Genomic DNA, 14,899 nt, shown 5'->3' with positions numbered 1-14,899 from the left:
ATGAGTTTAAATTCTTACGATGATCATTTAGGAAAAAAACCCGATGGAGAACCAGTTCCATCGGAGAAAAAAATCTCCAAGTTTGAAAAAATCACTTCGGGAATTTTTCGAAAATTTTTGATTTTATTTTTGATTACCTATTTATTTCCAGAATGTTCCAGTTTTGGACCTAAAAATGCGCAGAGTAGTCTTATCATTGTTCATATGACAATTGTGAAAGATGAAATGATATTGGATGAACTGATTGATCCAAGATTTCAAAAGGTTACACTTAAAAAAGGGGATAAAACTTTTGAATACAATGAAAGTTCGGAGCACTACTATTACTTTCAAAATTTAAAAGAAGGGCAATATGAAATTCATGATGCGGTCCATCTTTTGAATCGTGGTGCTTCCGACTTTGCTTTTGGAAGTACCAAACAACCCACAAAAATTGACATTGATTTTGACCGAACAGATATCGAAAAATCGAGAGTAGATTTGCAACCGGGAACAGTTGTGTTTTTGGGAAGTTTTCATGTCACCGTTGATTTTAAATTCCAAGAAGAACCAAAAATAACGATTCGTTACAGTAAATCCAATGAAGAAGAATTAGCCGCTATGGAACATTTGCACAAAAATTTTCCAAGAACTGGTTGGGGACAAAAAGCAAAAAATAGAGTTAAACTTCTATCTTCGTTTGCACAATAGTTATACCAAGGTAACCAAATCGGGATTTTGTAAGTGAGGGGTGTTATTCCAACTCACTGGCTCCCAATGACCATTTTCTCTTCTAAAAATACTAAGAGAAGAATTAGTGATCGATTTCATAAATACTGGAAATTCAACAGGTTGCATTTTACAGGATAGACCCATCATAATTGCGATGGGAGTACTAGACGAAACGACTAATGTACTCTTTACATCATTTGGAATCTCTTTTGGACCAAAAGATACCTTTTCTACATATTCTTTGAATGTATAGGGTTCCACAGGATCCCAAACTCCATGAACCCAATCATTTAAAACAATCTGAATGAGTTCTTGGAAATAGTCTCTTGTTTCCTCTTTTCCTTCTTCCCAAGCTTTTTTATAAGATTCGTATAATTTGGCAAAGTTATCATTCGCATGACGAATCTTAGCTGCAAGCCCTAACCACATTTTGGAATCAAATTCGTCCCATGCAGAATTTTCAACTGGTTCAGGAATACAAAATATATCTTTTGAAAAACTTTCGATGATTCCTTGGGCCGTTTGTTTTTGGCGATTGAGTGTACCAGTATATACAGAATCAAATTCAATTCTTTGGCTTTTGAAGTATTCACCTAATAATTTTGCTTGTTTCCAACCATGTTCTGTTAGTTGGTCATAATTTTTTCCAAGACGGTCTGCCTGTCCATGGCGAACCAAATACAATAATGACATTTATGTTTGGAACCTCGGATTTGAGATGGCCAAGTTTTCTTTGAGTTGTTTTTTTGCAAAATTCCAAATTTTACCACCTGGTTTTAAATCAGCGTTTACTTTATCTTTTGATAGGTTTCGAATTGTATTGGCAAATTCTTTGTTCCAACCTAGAAGCTGATTGTATTTTTCTTTTCTGGGTAAATTTGCAAATTCTTCAGATTTAAATTTTGTTTCTAAGTCAGAAATTTTTAAATCTAAGTTTTGGATACGGCGAAGGTCCGATTCAAACTCAGAAGATTCCATTTCTCTGGCAATCACTCCCAACATATTCCAAGAAACCAATGTTTTATAGGATAACAAATCATCCCCTTCCAATTTAGGAAGAAGTTCCTTCATTAAAAAATCCTGAATGGAGGAAATGAGTTCCTTTGTTTCTGGTCTATATTGCATTACTTACCTCTTCGATGAGTCGCATAGCTTCCCATTCCATTTCTGCGGTTCGCCGACCAATGGCCGCTAGTTCAATCCCTTTGTCTTTACCCGATAAATGTCTTTCTGTTTGTTGTGCACTGCCAATGGCCCAACGAACATTTCCCATAATTTCCCAAAAAGTTACCTTAAACGGTTCCACAGGGATTCCCGAAGTATTTTGGTATGCTTGGTAAAAATCTTTACGATCACCAAATCCACCCACTTCTTTATTAAGCCTTCCAAATCGCCAGTCGCGCATACACAACCAAGCAATGTCTTCGTGCCGATCACCAAAGTGTGCGAATTCATAATCTAAAATTCCTTGGAGTCCTTCAGAGTTCATCATAAAGTTTCCGGTACGAAAATCCCCATGGACCAGAACAATATCATCAATCGAAGGGGCATTGGATTCTAACCAAATCAAACACAATTCAATGGCCGGGTGTGCTTCAGGAAGTTCGTCTAACGATTGTCTTAGATCTGAGATAGCTATAGAAACATAATTTTCTTTTGTAACAATTTTTAGTTTTTGTTTGAGTTCTTCATCTGAAACGGAACTTGGTTTTACCGTATGGAGTTTTGCTAAATTTGCAGCTAGATCCGATACCATCTGAGATTTACGATAGGCATCTAGTTCCTTGTCCTTTGTGATGTAACGTCCAGTTGCCTTACCTGCAATTTTTTCCATTAGAAAAAAAGGAGAACCTATGACATTGGAAGTTTCTTCCAAAAAAACTGGAGTCGGAGTTTTGACACCTGCTTTGTAAACAAGTTCCGCAACTTTGAACTCATCTCGTTTTGACAAAGAAGAAAGTAAACTCGCTCCTTTATCTGTACGTAAAACTAATGACTGTTTTCCGGATTTGGAAATCAAGTCCAAGGCATAATTGTCTTGGCAAGCTCCTCCGCTTAAATGCTGCATTTGGGAGACTTTAACATTGTCTTTCCAAACGGAAGATAAGTGGAGTTCTACTTTTTCTTGTAATTCCTTAATTTCCATACCCCTAAAAATCCCATTTTTCTGAAATGTAATTTCGACCAATGACCATCTTATGCACTTCGGACGGCCCATCGGCAATCCTTGCAGCTCTTGCATCCCTGTAAAACAATTCTAAAGGCAGGTCTCTCGAATAACCTTTGCCTCCACAGATTTGGATTCCCATATCAATGGTATTACATAAGGACTCGCTTACTTTCCATTTTGCCATAGAAGTTTCTTGGCGTGCATCTTTCCCTTTTTGTAATAACCAAGCCGCTTTCAAAGTCAAAAGGAAGGCCATTTCAATTTCGGTAGCACGTTCGGCAAACATCCATTGTATACCTTGGTGGTCAGCAATTCGGGAATTAAATACTTCTCGTTCTTTCGCATAACTTCGAGCAATTGCTAAGGAACGTCTTGCCATTCCAGTCCATCGCATACAGTGAGTTAAGCGAGCTGGACCTAATCTTTCTTGAGAAAGTCGAAATCCTTCCCCCACCCGACCAAGAATCATATCTTCAGGAACTTCTACATTTTCAAAATTTAATTCGCAGTGTCCACCAGGTCCATGTGAACCCATAAGTTCAATTTCTCGAACCATTGTGTATCCTTTTGCATCTGTTGGTACCAGGAACATGGTCGTTTTTCGGAAACTTCCGTTTACCTTCGCCATCACAATTAGATATTTTGCACCGTTAGCCCCAGTACAATACCACTTACGGCCATTGATAATATATTTGTCCCCTTGTTTTTCCGCATTGGTCTGTAAGGTAGTTGGATCCGAACCTGCACCTGGTCCTGGTTCTGTCATTGCAAAACCGGTTCGTAAATCACCTTTGATCAGTGGGTGTAGGATCAGCTCTTTTTGTTTTTCTGAAGCAGCAATCGAAAGTAAATGCATATTCCCTTCATCGGGTGCATCACAATTAAATATATAAGGAGCAATAGGTGAACGACCCAGTTCACTGAAAATAATACAAGTCCCAACCAAATCTAAACCCAACCCACCTTCTGATTTAGGAAGGTGTGGAGTCCAAAAACCAGCAGCTTTTACTTTAGCGCGCGCTTGTTGGTTGATATCTTCTGGCATTCGACCTTTTTCATAATCATAATGTTTTTCCAGAGGGATGATTTCATTTGTAATGAAGTCGCGAATATTTTTACGAAGTGTTTCCACTTCTTGGGGAATTTCAAAGTCCATTGATTCCCAGAATTACAAGAATCAATGACTAAGGTAAAATCTTTTTTTAATGAGATCGAAAAATAGGTCTTTCTCGTTTTGAATTTCTTCTAATTTCAAAATGCAAATGTGGACCGGTCGCTCTACCTGTTTGTCCAACTTCCCCAATTTTTTGGCCCTTTTTTACTCTCTGACCTATGTTTATATTAAAATCATAAAGATGTCCATAACGAGTTTCATATCCTAAACTATGTTTTAAGATGATTAAATTTCCGTAACCACCTTGTTTGCCTTTGAATATTACTTCTCCATCCATAGATGCAAATACATCTGATCCTTGTTCGGCGGCCAGATCAATCCCACCATGAAATGTATCTTTTTTAGTAAATGGATCTATTCGTTTACCAAAACCAGAGGAGATCCTTGCTTCCGTTAAAGGAAATTGAAATCCAAATCCATAGAAAAAAGATTTTTCGGATTTTCCCATTGTGATTCCCGGTAAAAACCATTTTTCTCGTTCTGAATCATATTGTAATTTGTTGGAATCAAGATTGTATTTTTCGGCTAATGCTAATTTGGTTTTTTCATCACCTGCAGTTTCTTCTGGATGAAAGGTTCCGCGCATATTGGGAATTTCTAAAACCATCCCCGGTGATAAATCATGTGGCGAACTGAGCTCATTCACAGAGGAAAGAGTTTCCAAGTCCATACCTGTTCGTGCCATAATTTTAAAAAAATTATCTTCCTTGCGAACTTTGTATTCATAATATTTAAGAGGAATGAGTTCTTCTCTCCTAGCACCTGACTTAGAGATCCTTAAATTTTCTTTGATTTCAGAACGTAGATTTTTTAAAGAAGGATTGGTATATTCCAAATTTGCCAGAGTGAGCGGGCTGGAAACGAGAGAGGAAAATGCACTGAGAATGACCAGAATTAGGGCGCATTTCGGAAAATTGACTGTTTTAGACATAATCTTCTAATTTGAATATCGACCATTTCCCAAAAAAACGATGACGATTCTTGCTGAAATTGAGGAACTGTAAGGCAGATGCAGAATCGTTTTTTTGAGATCTTCCGGCTCACAGCTTATTCTTTGGGTCTCGTTTATGTATGTTCTTTCTTCTATTCCGTCATATTTTTAGCCTTTGTGAACAATACAGTGCTTGGCGATCGGATTCCAGAAGACCAAATACTCCCTCTTTATGAAGAATATTGGGAAGGGAAAATGGATTTTTCTACAATGCTTTCTGAATATGAAAAGATTGTGACTCCTATCAAAGACAAGTTTCAGAAAGAAATCACTGAGAACCCAAGTTTACTTTTGTCTCAGTTTTATGATAAGGTGTTTTCTGAAAAACCACACTACCTTTTGGGTCATTCGATACCATGGTTTTTATGTTATGTGGGATTAGGATATTTACTCTATAAAAAAGTTTTACAAATTCCTGTTACCAATCTTCAGGATGAATTATCTATTCCTATATTACTTCGAGGGATAGCCAATGGATTTATTTGTTTTATCGTTGTTGTTATCTTTGGATTGATATTAGAAAGATTATCAGTACCTGTTGAATCAGGGGTTTTTGCAAAAAAACTTTATGAAGCAATTCATGGAAACACCTACTTATTAGCTTGGGGAATTTATGTTGTTGGAATCATTACAGGAATCCTCGAAGAAATCTTTTTTAGAGGATTTTTACTAAAAGCCTTTATTGATAAAAATCTAGCACAAGAAGGTTTATTCATAGTTTCTTTGCTTTTTGGTTGGCTTCATTATGGAGAAGGAACGTCAATTGCCATTCCATTTATTATATGCGGAGTGGGCATGTTCTTTGGATACATTTACATTAAAACGGGAAATATTTGGATCGCAATGGCTTGTCATGCCACATATAATTCGTTAGGTTTAATTAATGCTTACCTTCAACTTCCCGGAGTCCAGTCATGAATTTCATTTTTAAAGGATTTGTGTCCTTTGTTATCTATTTTTCTTTTCTCTTATTATTGCCAACTATCGGAATCAGTTCTTTGATCGCTGGAGAAACAGTAGAGATTTTAGGTGGACCAGAAGATGTTAATCTTCGTTTGGTGGCACTCCTTAACAAACTAGATCCGGATTTTTATGCGGATGAAAAAACACAAGGGTTTGTCTACAGATATAGAAACCGTTGGAAAAACCCGTATGATTTTAATATCTATGTGGGAAAAGTTGGAAAAACCTCTCCTGATTCAATCATTCGCATTGAATCTCCCAGACGTGGTCAGGAAAGGATGTGGAAAGAAATTTTAGAACAAGAATTGTTACAAAAAGCTCCGCATGAATCAGCAGTTCCTTTATCAGAAAAATACCATGTTGTTTCCCAAGGTTTAAACTTAATCTCTCCAATGGCTTCCGTTGGATACAATTCGTGGAATTCTCCTCTCTTTTCGAATCGAGATACATTTGTCAGTATGAGTATTTATTTATTATGTGATTTGATTTTGGCAGGTGGTGCTTACCTCTATGCCCAAGAGAATTTACCTAAAAAAAACATTTGGGATAATATGGCCAATGTCAAAGGTGCTGGGAATGTTTGGGATTCGCCGAATGCAGTGGGCGTATTTGCTGCACTTGCTGTCTCAAGAGCGGTTCGAGCCTTTGATGCTTGGGAAGATACATCAGCACACAATAAAACAGCACAATTTGGCTGGTCGTTTAAATTTTAATCAAACAAATCAAACGACCAAACTTTCCATTTTGTTTATGATTTGAATAGGTCCCTTGCTGCGTCTGCCGCACTTGACCTTTCGAAATCCTCTCTCTCAATTAACGTTAAATCTAAACCTTCTTTGTCAATTCGACTTAGAATCTTTCCAACATCTGCCACCTTACTTAATTTAGTTGCTAAATATTTAAATGTTATCCCGCAATCAGGGCATTTTTTATCTTTTAAATAGTTTAGACCCAACTTTTTACAATTTCCACATGTGCCATAGAGATCATCAATATAGAGTAGTTGTTTTTTTACATCCTCTACATTGAGTTGTCGCCAAACTCTAACAAATTTAGTATTCTTTCCAGATGCATCTGAAGTCATAGGCAATAGGAAGTATCGTTAATGAATCTTGTCAAGAAGCAATCCTCTGCGGTTTTAATCCTACTCATATGCCTTTCCGGTTTTTTAGCTGTGGCAATTGGTGCTTTTGGTGCCCACGGACTCAAAAAGATCGTAACCCCCGATTTGATGGTAATTTATGAAACGGGAAACCGATATCATTTTTATCACACTCTGGCATCACTTGTCGCATTTCTTTTGTTACAACATTCATTGGTATCTGAATCTTCGAACAAAAGTAAAACGTATTTGAAATTAGCAACCTGGATGTTTCTTTTGGGGGTTTTGATTTTTTCTTTTAGTTTGTATACCCTCGCCGTCACAGGGATTCGAGTTTTGGGTGCCATCACTCCCATAGGAGGAGTGAGTTTTTTAGTAGCCTGGATTAGTTTAGGAGTTGGGTCTTATTATCTCTTTGTACCAAAAAAATAATTTCCTTGTTTACTGATTAAATTTCTAGAAATTAAGCCGTCTGCAATGAGTAACAAACCTTCGGCGGCGGCTTTTCTTGCGTCTTCTGGACTATCCTTTTGTAAAGACATAAGTTCATGTACATACTTTCTTTTTTGTACATCCAAAACTCCGAGCATAGAACCTGCTATTTTTTCATCCATTTGCATGAATGCTAAAGCAAGTGTTTGTGGTGGAGTTTCAATACATAAATAGTACAATGCAAGGTTGTCGAAATATGATAATTGGCTAAGTTTTTCTAATACTTGTTCTGATCCTGACATATAGTTCCTTTGGTTTTAAATTCCGATTCTAATTATTTCGTTACTTCTTTAATTTTCCCATTCAAATAAGAAATTAAGTATTTTGAATTTGCAGATTCACCTGTTGTCTGTTTCATCAACGTATCAACATCAAATATTTTCCCCTTTGAATGAATATTTTTCCTGAGCCAACTCAGTAGATCAGAAAAATCACCTTTCGTAGAAAATTTGTTATGCGAATTAGGAAATTCTTCTGTAAATTTTTTGAAAAACTGTGAACTAAAAATATTTCCAAGTGTATATGTTGGGAAATACCCAAAAGCACCCATCGACCAATGAATATCCTGCAAAACACCCTCGGCATCATTTTCTATCGATAAACCAAAGCTTTCTTTCATCTTGGTATTCCAAATTTCAGGTAAATCTTTTACTTGGATTTTTCCATTGATCAGATCTCTTTCGATTTCAAAGCGTAAAATGATATGTAGGTTATAAGTTACCTGGTCAGCTTCCACTCTTACTTTCGTTTTTTCTGTGCTATTGATGAATTGGTATAACTCTTTAAAAGGAAGTTCTTTATCTGTGAGGCTAAAATCAGATAACAAAATAGGATAAACAAACTCCCAAAAAGGTAAGGAACGTCCCACTTGGTTTTCCCACAATCGACTTTGTGATTCATGGATACCTAAACTTAGGAATTCTGTAATTGGCGTCGGCCAATCTGGCATTGCTGACAACCCAGATTCATATAATGAATGACCTGTTTCATGTAACACACCAAAGATGGAGGATAATGGATCAGTTTCAGAATACCTAGTTGTGATTCGTTTGTCACCTTTTCCTAAACTTGTAGAAAACGGATGGTTACTAGTATCCAATCTAGATTCTTTTGTTGTTAAACCTAGAAGTGAAGGCAGACGATTACAAAACTTAGTTTGTTTCTCTATAGAGATTGGTCCAGGGAAAGGGTTTTTGAATTTAGGAGCAGTAGCAACAATAGGAACAAGTGAGTCTTTCAAATCAGAAAACAAAATTTGAATTTGTTTTGCTTTGGCACCTTTTTCGTAACTGTCGAGCAATGCATCATAAGGCTCTGTCGTATAACCGAAGTAATCTGCTTGTTTTTTGGATAATTGAACTAATTCCTCTAATCGTTTTGAAAATGATTGGAAGTTCTTTTCTTTTTTTGCCATTGCCCATTCGGCATGTGCTAAATTAGTGACTCGTGCGAATTCGGAAACAAACTCAGAAGGCAGTTTATCTGCCTTATCTTTCTCTTCCATGAGGACTTCCAACTCACGATTCCAAACTGATCGCTCAAATTCAGGAAGCTCATTGATCGATTCTTTTGCGGATTGGATTTGGTTTAAGAAAGATTTGTCTGTCATCCAATCATGAGTGAGTTCTGCGACAGCGGCGATTTGGGAGGACCGGTATTCCCGACCTTCTTCAGGCATCATCACCTCCGAGTCCCAATGCAAAACTGAGGCTACATCTTGGAATAATTTGATTTTACGATATTGTTTTCGGTAATTTTCGAGTGCTTGGGGCAGGGCCATAGTCTCATTTTCTCCCTCCCACACTTTCTGGAACCAAAAATCATTGACCCTTTACCCCCAACCAAAACTATGTATTTACTGTCGCGGGTGTGGTGTAACGGTAGCACAGCAGCCTTCCAAGCTTCTGGCGAGGGTTCGAGCCCCTTCGCCCGCATGACAAACTTTCCAATTACCTAATCCCATTTATCAAATCAATCAACCCAAACAGTGATGAGACCTCCTGCAGGCTCTCTGCATGGGGAACGACCGTTGCAGTAAGAAAGTCTCAAGAAGGGGAATCAAGAGCTGCAACGACGCCGTGCCTCGAAGCGTTGTGCATAGGAGTATGGTTGTTAGGTACAGAATGGATATCTTTATCCCCACCCGATTAGGGAGGGGAACTAGACCCGCCACCCAATGCTTTCCTTTTACCATAACACCGATGAATAAGAAAGTCCGTTCAAAACTCTAAAGATTTTTTTTTCTTTAAAGTTCACATTTTTCCACAACGAGTTCACCTATTCTCTATTGTGAATTAGTCCCTGCGCCACCGATCGCAGTGGAAATCCTTTCCCGAAGGGAAAGATTGGAACGGAGAGCGGGATCGCTTAATCTATATTAGTTGAAATATCTTATTTTTGCGAGGCGCCCAATATTGCCATCTAAAGATTGTTAGGATATGGCATGGTGACAAATCCTCTAAAACCTTCTTGATAGACAGCTAGATATAGTTTAGCTTTTCCTGGGACAACGACTATGATATGAGAAAATAAACTTCCATTATGCATAGAAAAATAGACAGGCTTACTTCCATTAGGTGTTAATGCAAGAATTCCTGTTTTTTTAGAAACAGGCAAAAGACTTTCTGGTATGTATAAAACAAGACGTTTCAAAAATGGATGTTTATGTAACCACGTGATCAATTTAGATCGTTCAACAGGAATTGCGATCCAAATTCTGCCATCTGGATCTCTATCCATTCCGTCTGGAAATCCAGGAAGGCCTTCAATTACGATCTCATCCTTTCCTTTATTGATCCCCGTTAGGTGAAGCCGAATGAGCCTTGATTTCGAAAGTTCATTCAAAAGAATTGATGATTCTGTTTCAGTATTTGAATATTCTAACAAAATTCCATCTAGATATGTATATTGATGTGCGATCAAACTTGCAGTGTTATCTTTTAAATCATATTTCCATAGATGTCCGTTTCTTCCCAATGTTAGGACTTCATGCTTTGATTGCGAACTTACTCCAAGAATGGAATTCGGGTGATCGTATGGTTCAGTAAAATAAATGCGTTCTCCATCTTTGCTAATTGTAAGATCATCTGCTTTTTCTATATTACGGCTATTTGTTTCATTTAAGTTAGAAATTGGAATTTTTCTTTCTTCGTTTAAAGGAAAAAACTTTCCGATTTGTCCTTCGGAAGGCTCTACCGTTTTGTCAACAATCGGCACTCGTGTTCCAATTTTACGTATTTGTTTGGTAGATATTGTTAACTCGTAAATACCAGGTCCATCTACCAATTGATCTTGGTGTTCTTTACCACGTGACAAACACATGTATATGATGTCTTGGTTCTTCGGATGAAAAACCATTCCTCCTGGAAGGAGCGGAGTTTTCACAAAAGGTTCTGAAGTATTTTTTGCTAAATCAACTTTCCAAATCCAACCATCAATGGATGCGACAAAAGCTCGATTCAAATCTTCTTGTAGAAGAATTTCATCTTGAGCTGGTAAAGTATTTCCGTTGATGGTAACATTTTTTTTAATCGGGTCTCCCTCTGAGCGAATGGACTCAACGATAGGATTGTAAGATAGTTCGACAGGACCTTTGATTTGATTTTTAAAATATTCCTCCGGTGTTTTGCAGGAAAAGAAAACAAAACATAAGTTGAATACTAAGAAAGAATAAAAGGCTTTTTGTAGGCTAGATGGCTTTCTTTTAATTCTAAACACAATTACTCACCTAATAAAAGTTTGTTTGTGGAAATTGAATACAACCCAAAGGAAGCGGTATCAAACGAAGGGAAATATACTGAATCTTCATTAGGCACGGCGACAGATATGTCCTTGATTTTTGTGCCATCATGCATTGCATAATAGAGCGCTTTTTTTCCTGTTGGATCCAATACCATAATTCCTGTTTTCTTTGCAATGGGTAAAATTCGTTGGGGTAGAGATAGCAAAAATGATTTTATCCAGGGATTGTTATGGATAAAATTCACAAGACCGGATCTTGGTTTAATGATACCAACCCAAATTCTTCCTTTAGAATCTCGCTCTAATCCATCTGCAAGACCAGGTAAGTTATCAAAAAGTACCTCGAATGTACCTTCTTTTTTACCACCTATGTTGGCTTTTATAATTCGAAATTTTGTAGTTTCTGTTATAATTACAGACTCCTCCTTTGTAACGGAATGCTCTGCAATGATGATTCCATCAACAAACGTAAAACCATTCATCACTAAAGAAATAGTTTTTTGTTTTCTATCATACATCCATAGTTTACCATGAGGAAAAAGGCCGATTGCTTCAGGTACAGCTCCACTTCCCATGGCTGCGTTCACTCTTTCAAATGGCTCTGAAATATAAATTCGATTCCCATCATTTGAAACAGCTAGATCGTTACATAAAGAAAAAGGTCTCGAATTGTATTCGTTTAACGAATGTAACGAAAAAGTCGGGCGTTTCGACTCGGAATAAACAATTTCAAAATCAGAATTTTCTATTTTTGGTAGAGAAAGAAGAATAGAAGTCATTAACTTTGTTTTAATATTTACTTCATACAATCCAACTTTTTGTGAATCGTCGTAGGTAACTCCTCCGAGTTTTGAAGCACAAAACAAAATAGACTCTTTCTTTTTGTCTGAAAATTGTAATCCGGCAGGATTAACAGGCGGTTTTACCCACGCGGTTGCAAGGTTTGATTGAAAGTCTAATTTCCAGATCCAACCATCCATTCCAGATGCATAAGCTACTTGATCTTGATTGTTAAAGATAAGATCATCATGACCAGGTAACAGCGGCATGGTGACATTCAAATTTTGTAAAAATGGATCGGGTTTAGTTACGTCCTGAATAGTATTTGGTACTGGTCCTAATTTGTATGCTTTTCCAATTTTAATATTATCTGTATTACAACCAATAGCGAATATAATTAGAAAAAAATAGTATTTTTGAGTTTTCATTTTAGTTCTTTCCGTTCAATATTTGGTATTTTTTTACATGTGGGACTTCATCGTCTAACCAATAGGCATTGTTTTCTTCTACGACTAAAATCTCTTCAAATTTAAATCCCGTTTTACCTTTCCCTAAATGTGGCTCCACTGCCCATAAACCCACTTTGTTACCCTGATGGTCTGGAGTTAATAATTCTGGTAAAACTTTGTGAGATAAAAATTTAATAGACCCTTGCAAGCTAAACCAACTTGCAAAACTCACTGGCAACAAAGGAAAAGAAACATTAGGAAGATTTACTTTATATACTCTATGTCCAAGAACAGCAAAAGGATATAACGAGTGTACATTATCGAAACCAGATTGTTTTGCATCGGAATCAATTTTCCACCAAATCTCTGATGGAGTCATTGTAGAACTGAAATATTTTGGGATCTCTTCACGAAGTTGCAATAGGTATTTCATCCCGGAGTCAAGTTCAGAATTTTTGATTAAAGAAGAAGAATAACCTATATCGCCGATATATCCATCGACCACCGGTGATACATCCAAAATAAAAGATTCTTCCTCAACCAATCGCTTTTTACCTGGATGAAATTGAGTGAATCGTTTGTATCCGTCAAACCTTGCGTGTTCACCAAACCAAGCAAATGGTCGATGTAAAAATGTTTTTACTCCGTGATCTAGCAGAAACTCATCCATTCTTTTTGCTGTTTGTTTTTCTGTCCAACCTGGTAACATTTCCTTCTCAACGGTAGTAACACAGTCATAAGCAAGTTTTTGAGCTTTTAAAAATCCGTTTTTTTCTTCTAGAGTAGGAATTCGAATCGATTCAGAGCTAAGTTTTGAAAGTTTTGATGATAATTTTGATAATAAGCCTTTTTCTTGCAGTAATGGCATGGGTCTTTTTTTCCTTAGTAGAAAAAAAGAATAACAAAATATAAAAAACTCTGCTTGAACGATTCCGGTATTTTTAAAATTTAATGAAAACTTTCATCGGATTCACAAAATCGAACGTCGGCAGTTTTGAGGTGACCAAAAAAAAGAGAGGGTATAAATCCAAAATTTTCTTTGAAGGTTCTTGAGAAATGGGCCGAATCAGAAAATCCTGCTGCATGGGCTGCATCGGTAAGATTGTTACCTGCCTTTATTTCTTTCACTGCACGCAAGATACGAACCCATAACAGGTACCTTCGCAGAGGGATTCCTAAATTTTCTTTAAACAAGCGAATCAATCTATCTTCTGAAATAGAAAAATCTTTTCCTATTTCCTTCATTCGAATTCGATTTGGAACTTCCAACCGAATTTTTTTAGCAATTTTTAGAATTCTTGGATCGATTGAAGTCTTTAATTCTTCAAATGGATAGACCGTTCGAAGTAAATTAATCTGGAGCTGTGTTGCTTCGTAATTATTTAAATCGCCATAATACAATGACCATAACGATTCGATTAATGGCAAAAATTTTTTAATTTCCAATCGTTTGACTTCACCAGAAGAAATAGATTCAGAAATAGATCCAAATTCATACGTTTCTGGATCTATCAACAATGCGACCATTTCTACTCCAGGCGACACAGTTCGATGATACGTATTTGGGCCAACTAAAGCCACTCGATATTCTTCTTTTCCTAATTCAGTTTCGATTGTTATATTTTTTTCTAAAGAGATAGCTAATGTTGCTGCATAATGTGAATGAAAATCAGTTTGCATATTGTTGGTTGCAAACATAACACGACTATTCCATAAATAAAGTATGCTTTTGTTTTCAAACTCCATTTATGGTCCTCATTCACAAAAACAGATGGATTAACTTTTATGATAAATCTTCTCTTGTAAATCGAAATATATCTTAACGATGCTCTTATGGAAAGATTACTTTTATTAAAATAAAAAGTAATAACATCGAAGAAACAACAAATCAGTATTTACAATGTTTTCGAGATTGGTTTTTTTAAGTTTGTAGTCTTTTTTTTTTGATTTTTTTTCTTATATTTTTCTAAGTTTTCGTTAACTCTAAATTTAACAATTTTTTTGATCAAATCATAGGGAATCGGCTCTTTTAATGGAAATTGAATTGAGCCTTTCCCATTTTTATATTTAGAAATTTCTTTTTGAAAAGCAAGATTTCCAGAAGGAAGCGCATAAAAACCAATATGATTTGCGTAAGCTGCGAAATGCACCAAGTTTCCATTTAGTTCGAATGTTGGCATCGCATAACTAATTTTCTCTGATGCATTCGGCGCTTCTTTTTGGATCGTACTTCGAACCTTTTGAAGAATTTCTTGCACATCTTTTGGAAATCTTCCTATGTATTCATCAATTGATTTTGTTACCTCTGATTTCATAACTTTATTCT

At 36.5% G+C, this 14,899-nt stretch carries 17 protein-coding genes and 1 tRNA gene; 5 read left to right on the top strand and 13 right to left on the bottom strand.

The genetic code is table 11. The annotated features are described in order from the left end of the window. Entirely contained in the window at nt 1-690 is a 690-nt protein-coding gene (locus CLV96_RS11805) for a hypothetical protein (RefSeq protein WP_004786663.1), read from the top strand. On the opposite strand, the gene CLV96_RS11800 is transcribed toward CLV96_RS11805, so the two are convergent. Genes CLV96_RS11800 through CLV96_RS11780 form a run of 5 tightly spaced genes read right to left on the bottom strand, consistent with a single transcriptional unit; the run spans nt 691 to nt 4,986 of the window. Then, nucleotides 691-1,404 carry a histidine phosphatase family protein gene (locus CLV96_RS11800; protein ID WP_004785953.1) on the bottom strand — a complete coding sequence of 238 codons (714 nt, stop codon included), beginning with the start codon at nt 1,402-1,404 and terminating at the stop codon, nt 691-693. It lies immediately after the preceding gene. Beyond that, a complete protein-coding gene (locus CLV96_RS11795; RefSeq protein WP_004786688.1) occupies nt 1,405-1,836 on the bottom strand; it encodes a hypothetical protein in 432 nt (143 codons plus the stop codon). Next, the gene (locus CLV96_RS11790; protein ID WP_004784093.1) at nt 1,826-2,857 is read right to left on the bottom strand and encodes a phosphotransferase family protein; all 1,032 of its coding nucleotides are present in this window, start codon (nt 2,855-2,857) and stop codon (nt 1,826-1,828) included. Before CLV96_RS11790 ends, CLV96_RS11795 begins: the two co-directional genes overlap by 11 nt. A gap of 4 nt (nt 2,858-2,861) precedes the next feature. Then, on the bottom strand, nt 2,862-4,037 hold the full coding sequence (locus tag CLV96_RS11785; RefSeq protein WP_004785113.1) for an acyl-CoA dehydrogenase family protein: 1,176 nt from the start codon (nt 4,035-4,037) through the stop codon (nt 2,862-2,864). Between the two features lie 46 nt (nt 4,038-4,083). Further along, on the bottom strand, nt 4,084-4,986 hold the full coding sequence (locus CLV96_RS11780) for a LysM peptidoglycan-binding domain-containing M23 family metallopeptidase (RefSeq protein WP_004786583.1): 903 nt from the start codon (nt 4,984-4,986) through the stop codon (nt 4,084-4,086). A 78-nt stretch (nt 4,987-5,064) separates the two neighbouring features. On the opposite strand from CLV96_RS11780, the gene CLV96_RS11775 reads away from it, so the two are divergent. Both CLV96_RS11775 and CLV96_RS11770 read left to right on the top strand, forming a co-directional pair. Further along, entirely contained in the window at nt 5,065-5,964 is a 900-nt protein-coding gene (locus CLV96_RS11775; RefSeq protein ID WP_004787385.1) for a CPBP family intramembrane glutamic endopeptidase, read from the top strand. Next, nucleotides 5,961-6,722 (top strand): hypothetical protein, encoded by a 762-nt coding sequence (locus CLV96_RS11770; protein WP_004784886.1) that lies wholly within the window; start codon nt 5,961-5,963, stop codon nt 6,720-6,722. The genes CLV96_RS11775 and CLV96_RS11770 overlap by 4 nt, the downstream gene beginning before the upstream one ends. Before the next feature lie 35 nt (nt 6,723-6,757). Here CLV96_RS11770 and CLV96_RS11765 read toward each other — a convergent pair whose 3' ends face one another. Further along, the gene (locus CLV96_RS11765) at nt 6,758-7,093 is read right to left on the bottom strand and encodes a hypothetical protein (RefSeq protein WP_004785982.1); all 336 of its coding nucleotides are present in this window, start codon (nt 7,091-7,093) and stop codon (nt 6,758-6,760) included. Between the two features lie 21 nt (nt 7,094-7,114). Here CLV96_RS11765 and CLV96_RS11760 point away from each other — a divergent pair, with 21 nt between their 5' ends. After that, on the top strand, nt 7,115-7,543 hold the full coding sequence (locus tag CLV96_RS11760) for a DUF423 domain-containing protein (protein WP_004787488.1): 429 nt from the start codon (nt 7,115-7,117) through the stop codon (nt 7,541-7,543). On the opposite strand, the gene CLV96_RS11755 is transcribed toward CLV96_RS11760, so the two are convergent. Next, nucleotides 7,519-7,845 carry a hypothetical protein gene (locus CLV96_RS11755; RefSeq protein WP_004786524.1) on the bottom strand — a complete coding sequence of 109 codons (327 nt, stop codon included), beginning with the start codon at nt 7,843-7,845 and terminating at the stop codon, nt 7,519-7,521. The two genes, CLV96_RS11760 and CLV96_RS11755, sit on opposite strands and share 25 nt — an antisense overlap. A gap of 32 nt (nt 7,846-7,877) precedes the next feature. Continuing rightward, nucleotides 7,878-9,383, bottom strand: a complete 1,506-nt coding sequence (locus CLV96_RS11750; RefSeq protein WP_004786410.1) for a carboxypeptidase M32 — start codon at nt 9,381-9,383, stop codon at nt 7,878-7,880. Nucleotides 9,384-9,466: 83 nt separating this feature from the next. Here CLV96_RS11750 and CLV96_RS11745 point away from each other — a divergent pair. Beyond that, nucleotides 9,467-9,537 (top strand) — tRNA-Gly (locus tag CLV96_RS11745). A gap of 487 nt (nt 9,538-10,024) precedes the next feature. Here CLV96_RS11745 and CLV96_RS11740 read toward each other — a convergent pair. The 5 genes from CLV96_RS11740 to CLV96_RS11720 all read right to left on the bottom strand — a co-directional run bounded on the left by CLV96_RS11740 (nt 10,025) and on the right by CLV96_RS11720 (nt 14,888). Then, entirely contained in the window at nt 10,025-11,320 is a 1,296-nt protein-coding gene (locus CLV96_RS11740; protein WP_004787351.1) for an SMP-30/gluconolactonase/LRE family protein, read from the bottom strand. 2 nt (nt 11,321-11,322) lie between these two features. Continuing rightward, a complete protein-coding gene (locus tag CLV96_RS11735; RefSeq protein ID WP_004787074.1) occupies nt 11,323-12,552 on the bottom strand; it encodes an SMP-30/gluconolactonase/LRE family protein in 1,230 nt (409 codons plus the stop codon). 1 nt (nt 12,553) lies between these two features. Continuing rightward, complete coding sequence (locus tag CLV96_RS11730; RefSeq protein ID WP_004784323.1) at nt 12,554-13,441, bottom strand: M24 family metallopeptidase; 888 nt, start codon at nt 13,439-13,441, stop codon at nt 12,554-12,556. Nucleotides 13,442-13,521: 80 nt separating this feature from the next. Continuing rightward, nucleotides 13,522-14,271, bottom strand: coding sequence for a helix-turn-helix transcriptional regulator (locus tag CLV96_RS11725; protein WP_004786025.1), 750 nt, complete (start codon nt 14,269-14,271; stop codon nt 13,522-13,524). 197 nt (nt 14,272-14,468) lie between these two features. Further along, nucleotides 14,469-14,888, bottom strand: coding sequence for an iron chaperone (locus CLV96_RS11720; RefSeq protein WP_004786713.1), 420 nt, complete (start codon nt 14,886-14,888; stop codon nt 14,469-14,471). Between the last annotated feature and the right edge of the window lie 11 nt (nt 14,889-14,899).

This window comes from Leptospira meyeri, from assembly GCF_004368965.1.
GTDB classification, from domain to species: domain Bacteria; phylum Spirochaetota; class Leptospiria; order Leptospirales; family Leptospiraceae; genus Leptospira_A; species Leptospira_A meyeri.
This window is presented reverse-complemented; position numbering and strand designations above follow the sequence as displayed.

Bases quoted from the DNA above. Each gene is read 5' to 3' on its own strand.
- CLV96_RS11805 (WP_004786663.1), top strand. From the start codon at position 1: ATGAGTTTAAATTCTTACGATGATCATTTAGGAAAAAAACCCGATGGA.
- CLV96_RS11800 (WP_004785953.1), bottom strand. From the start codon at position 1,404: ATGTCATTATTGTATTTGGTTCGCCATGGACAGGCAGACCGTCTTGGA.
- CLV96_RS11795 (WP_004786688.1), bottom strand. From the start codon at position 1,836: ATGCAATATAGACCAGAAACAAAGGAACTCATTTCCTCCATTCAGGAT.
- CLV96_RS11790 (WP_004784093.1), bottom strand. From the start codon at position 2,857: ATGGAAATTAAGGAATTACAAGAAAAAGTAGAACTCCACTTATCTTCC.
- CLV96_RS11785 (WP_004785113.1), bottom strand. From the start codon at position 4,037: ATGGACTTTGAAATTCCCCAAGAAGTGGAAACACTTCGTAAAAATATT.
- CLV96_RS11780 (WP_004786583.1), bottom strand. From the start codon at position 4,986: ATGTCTAAAACAGTCAATTTTCCGAAATGCGCCCTAATTCTGGTCATT.
- CLV96_RS11775 (WP_004787385.1), top strand. From the start codon at position 5,065: ATGCAGAATCGTTTTTTTGAGATCTTCCGGCTCACAGCTTATTCTTTG.
- CLV96_RS11770 (WP_004784886.1), top strand. From the start codon at position 5,961: ATGAATTTCATTTTTAAAGGATTTGTGTCCTTTGTTATCTATTTTTCT.
- CLV96_RS11765 (WP_004785982.1), bottom strand. From the start codon at position 7,093: ATGACTTCAGATGCATCTGGAAAGAATACTAAATTTGTTAGAGTTTGG.
- CLV96_RS11760 (WP_004787488.1), top strand. From the start codon at position 7,115: ATGAATCTTGTCAAGAAGCAATCCTCTGCGGTTTTAATCCTACTCATA.
- CLV96_RS11755 (WP_004786524.1), bottom strand. From the start codon at position 7,845: ATGTCAGGATCAGAACAAGTATTAGAAAAACTTAGCCAATTATCATAT.
- CLV96_RS11750 (WP_004786410.1), bottom strand. From the start codon at position 9,383: ATGGCCCTGCCCCAAGCACTCGAAAATTACCGAAAACAATATCGTAAA.
- CLV96_RS11735 (WP_004787074.1), bottom strand. From the start codon at position 12,552: ATGAAAACTCAAAAATACTATTTTTTTCTAATTATATTCGCTATTGGT.
- CLV96_RS11730 (WP_004784323.1), bottom strand. From the start codon at position 13,441: ATGCCATTACTGCAAGAAAAAGGCTTATTATCAAAATTATCATCAAAA.
- CLV96_RS11725 (WP_004786025.1), bottom strand. From the start codon at position 14,271: ATGTTTGCAACCAACAATATGCAAACTGATTTTCATTCACATTATGCA.
- CLV96_RS11720 (WP_004786713.1), bottom strand. From the start codon at position 14,888: ATGAAATCAGAGGTAACAAAATCAATTGATGAATACATAGGAAGATTT.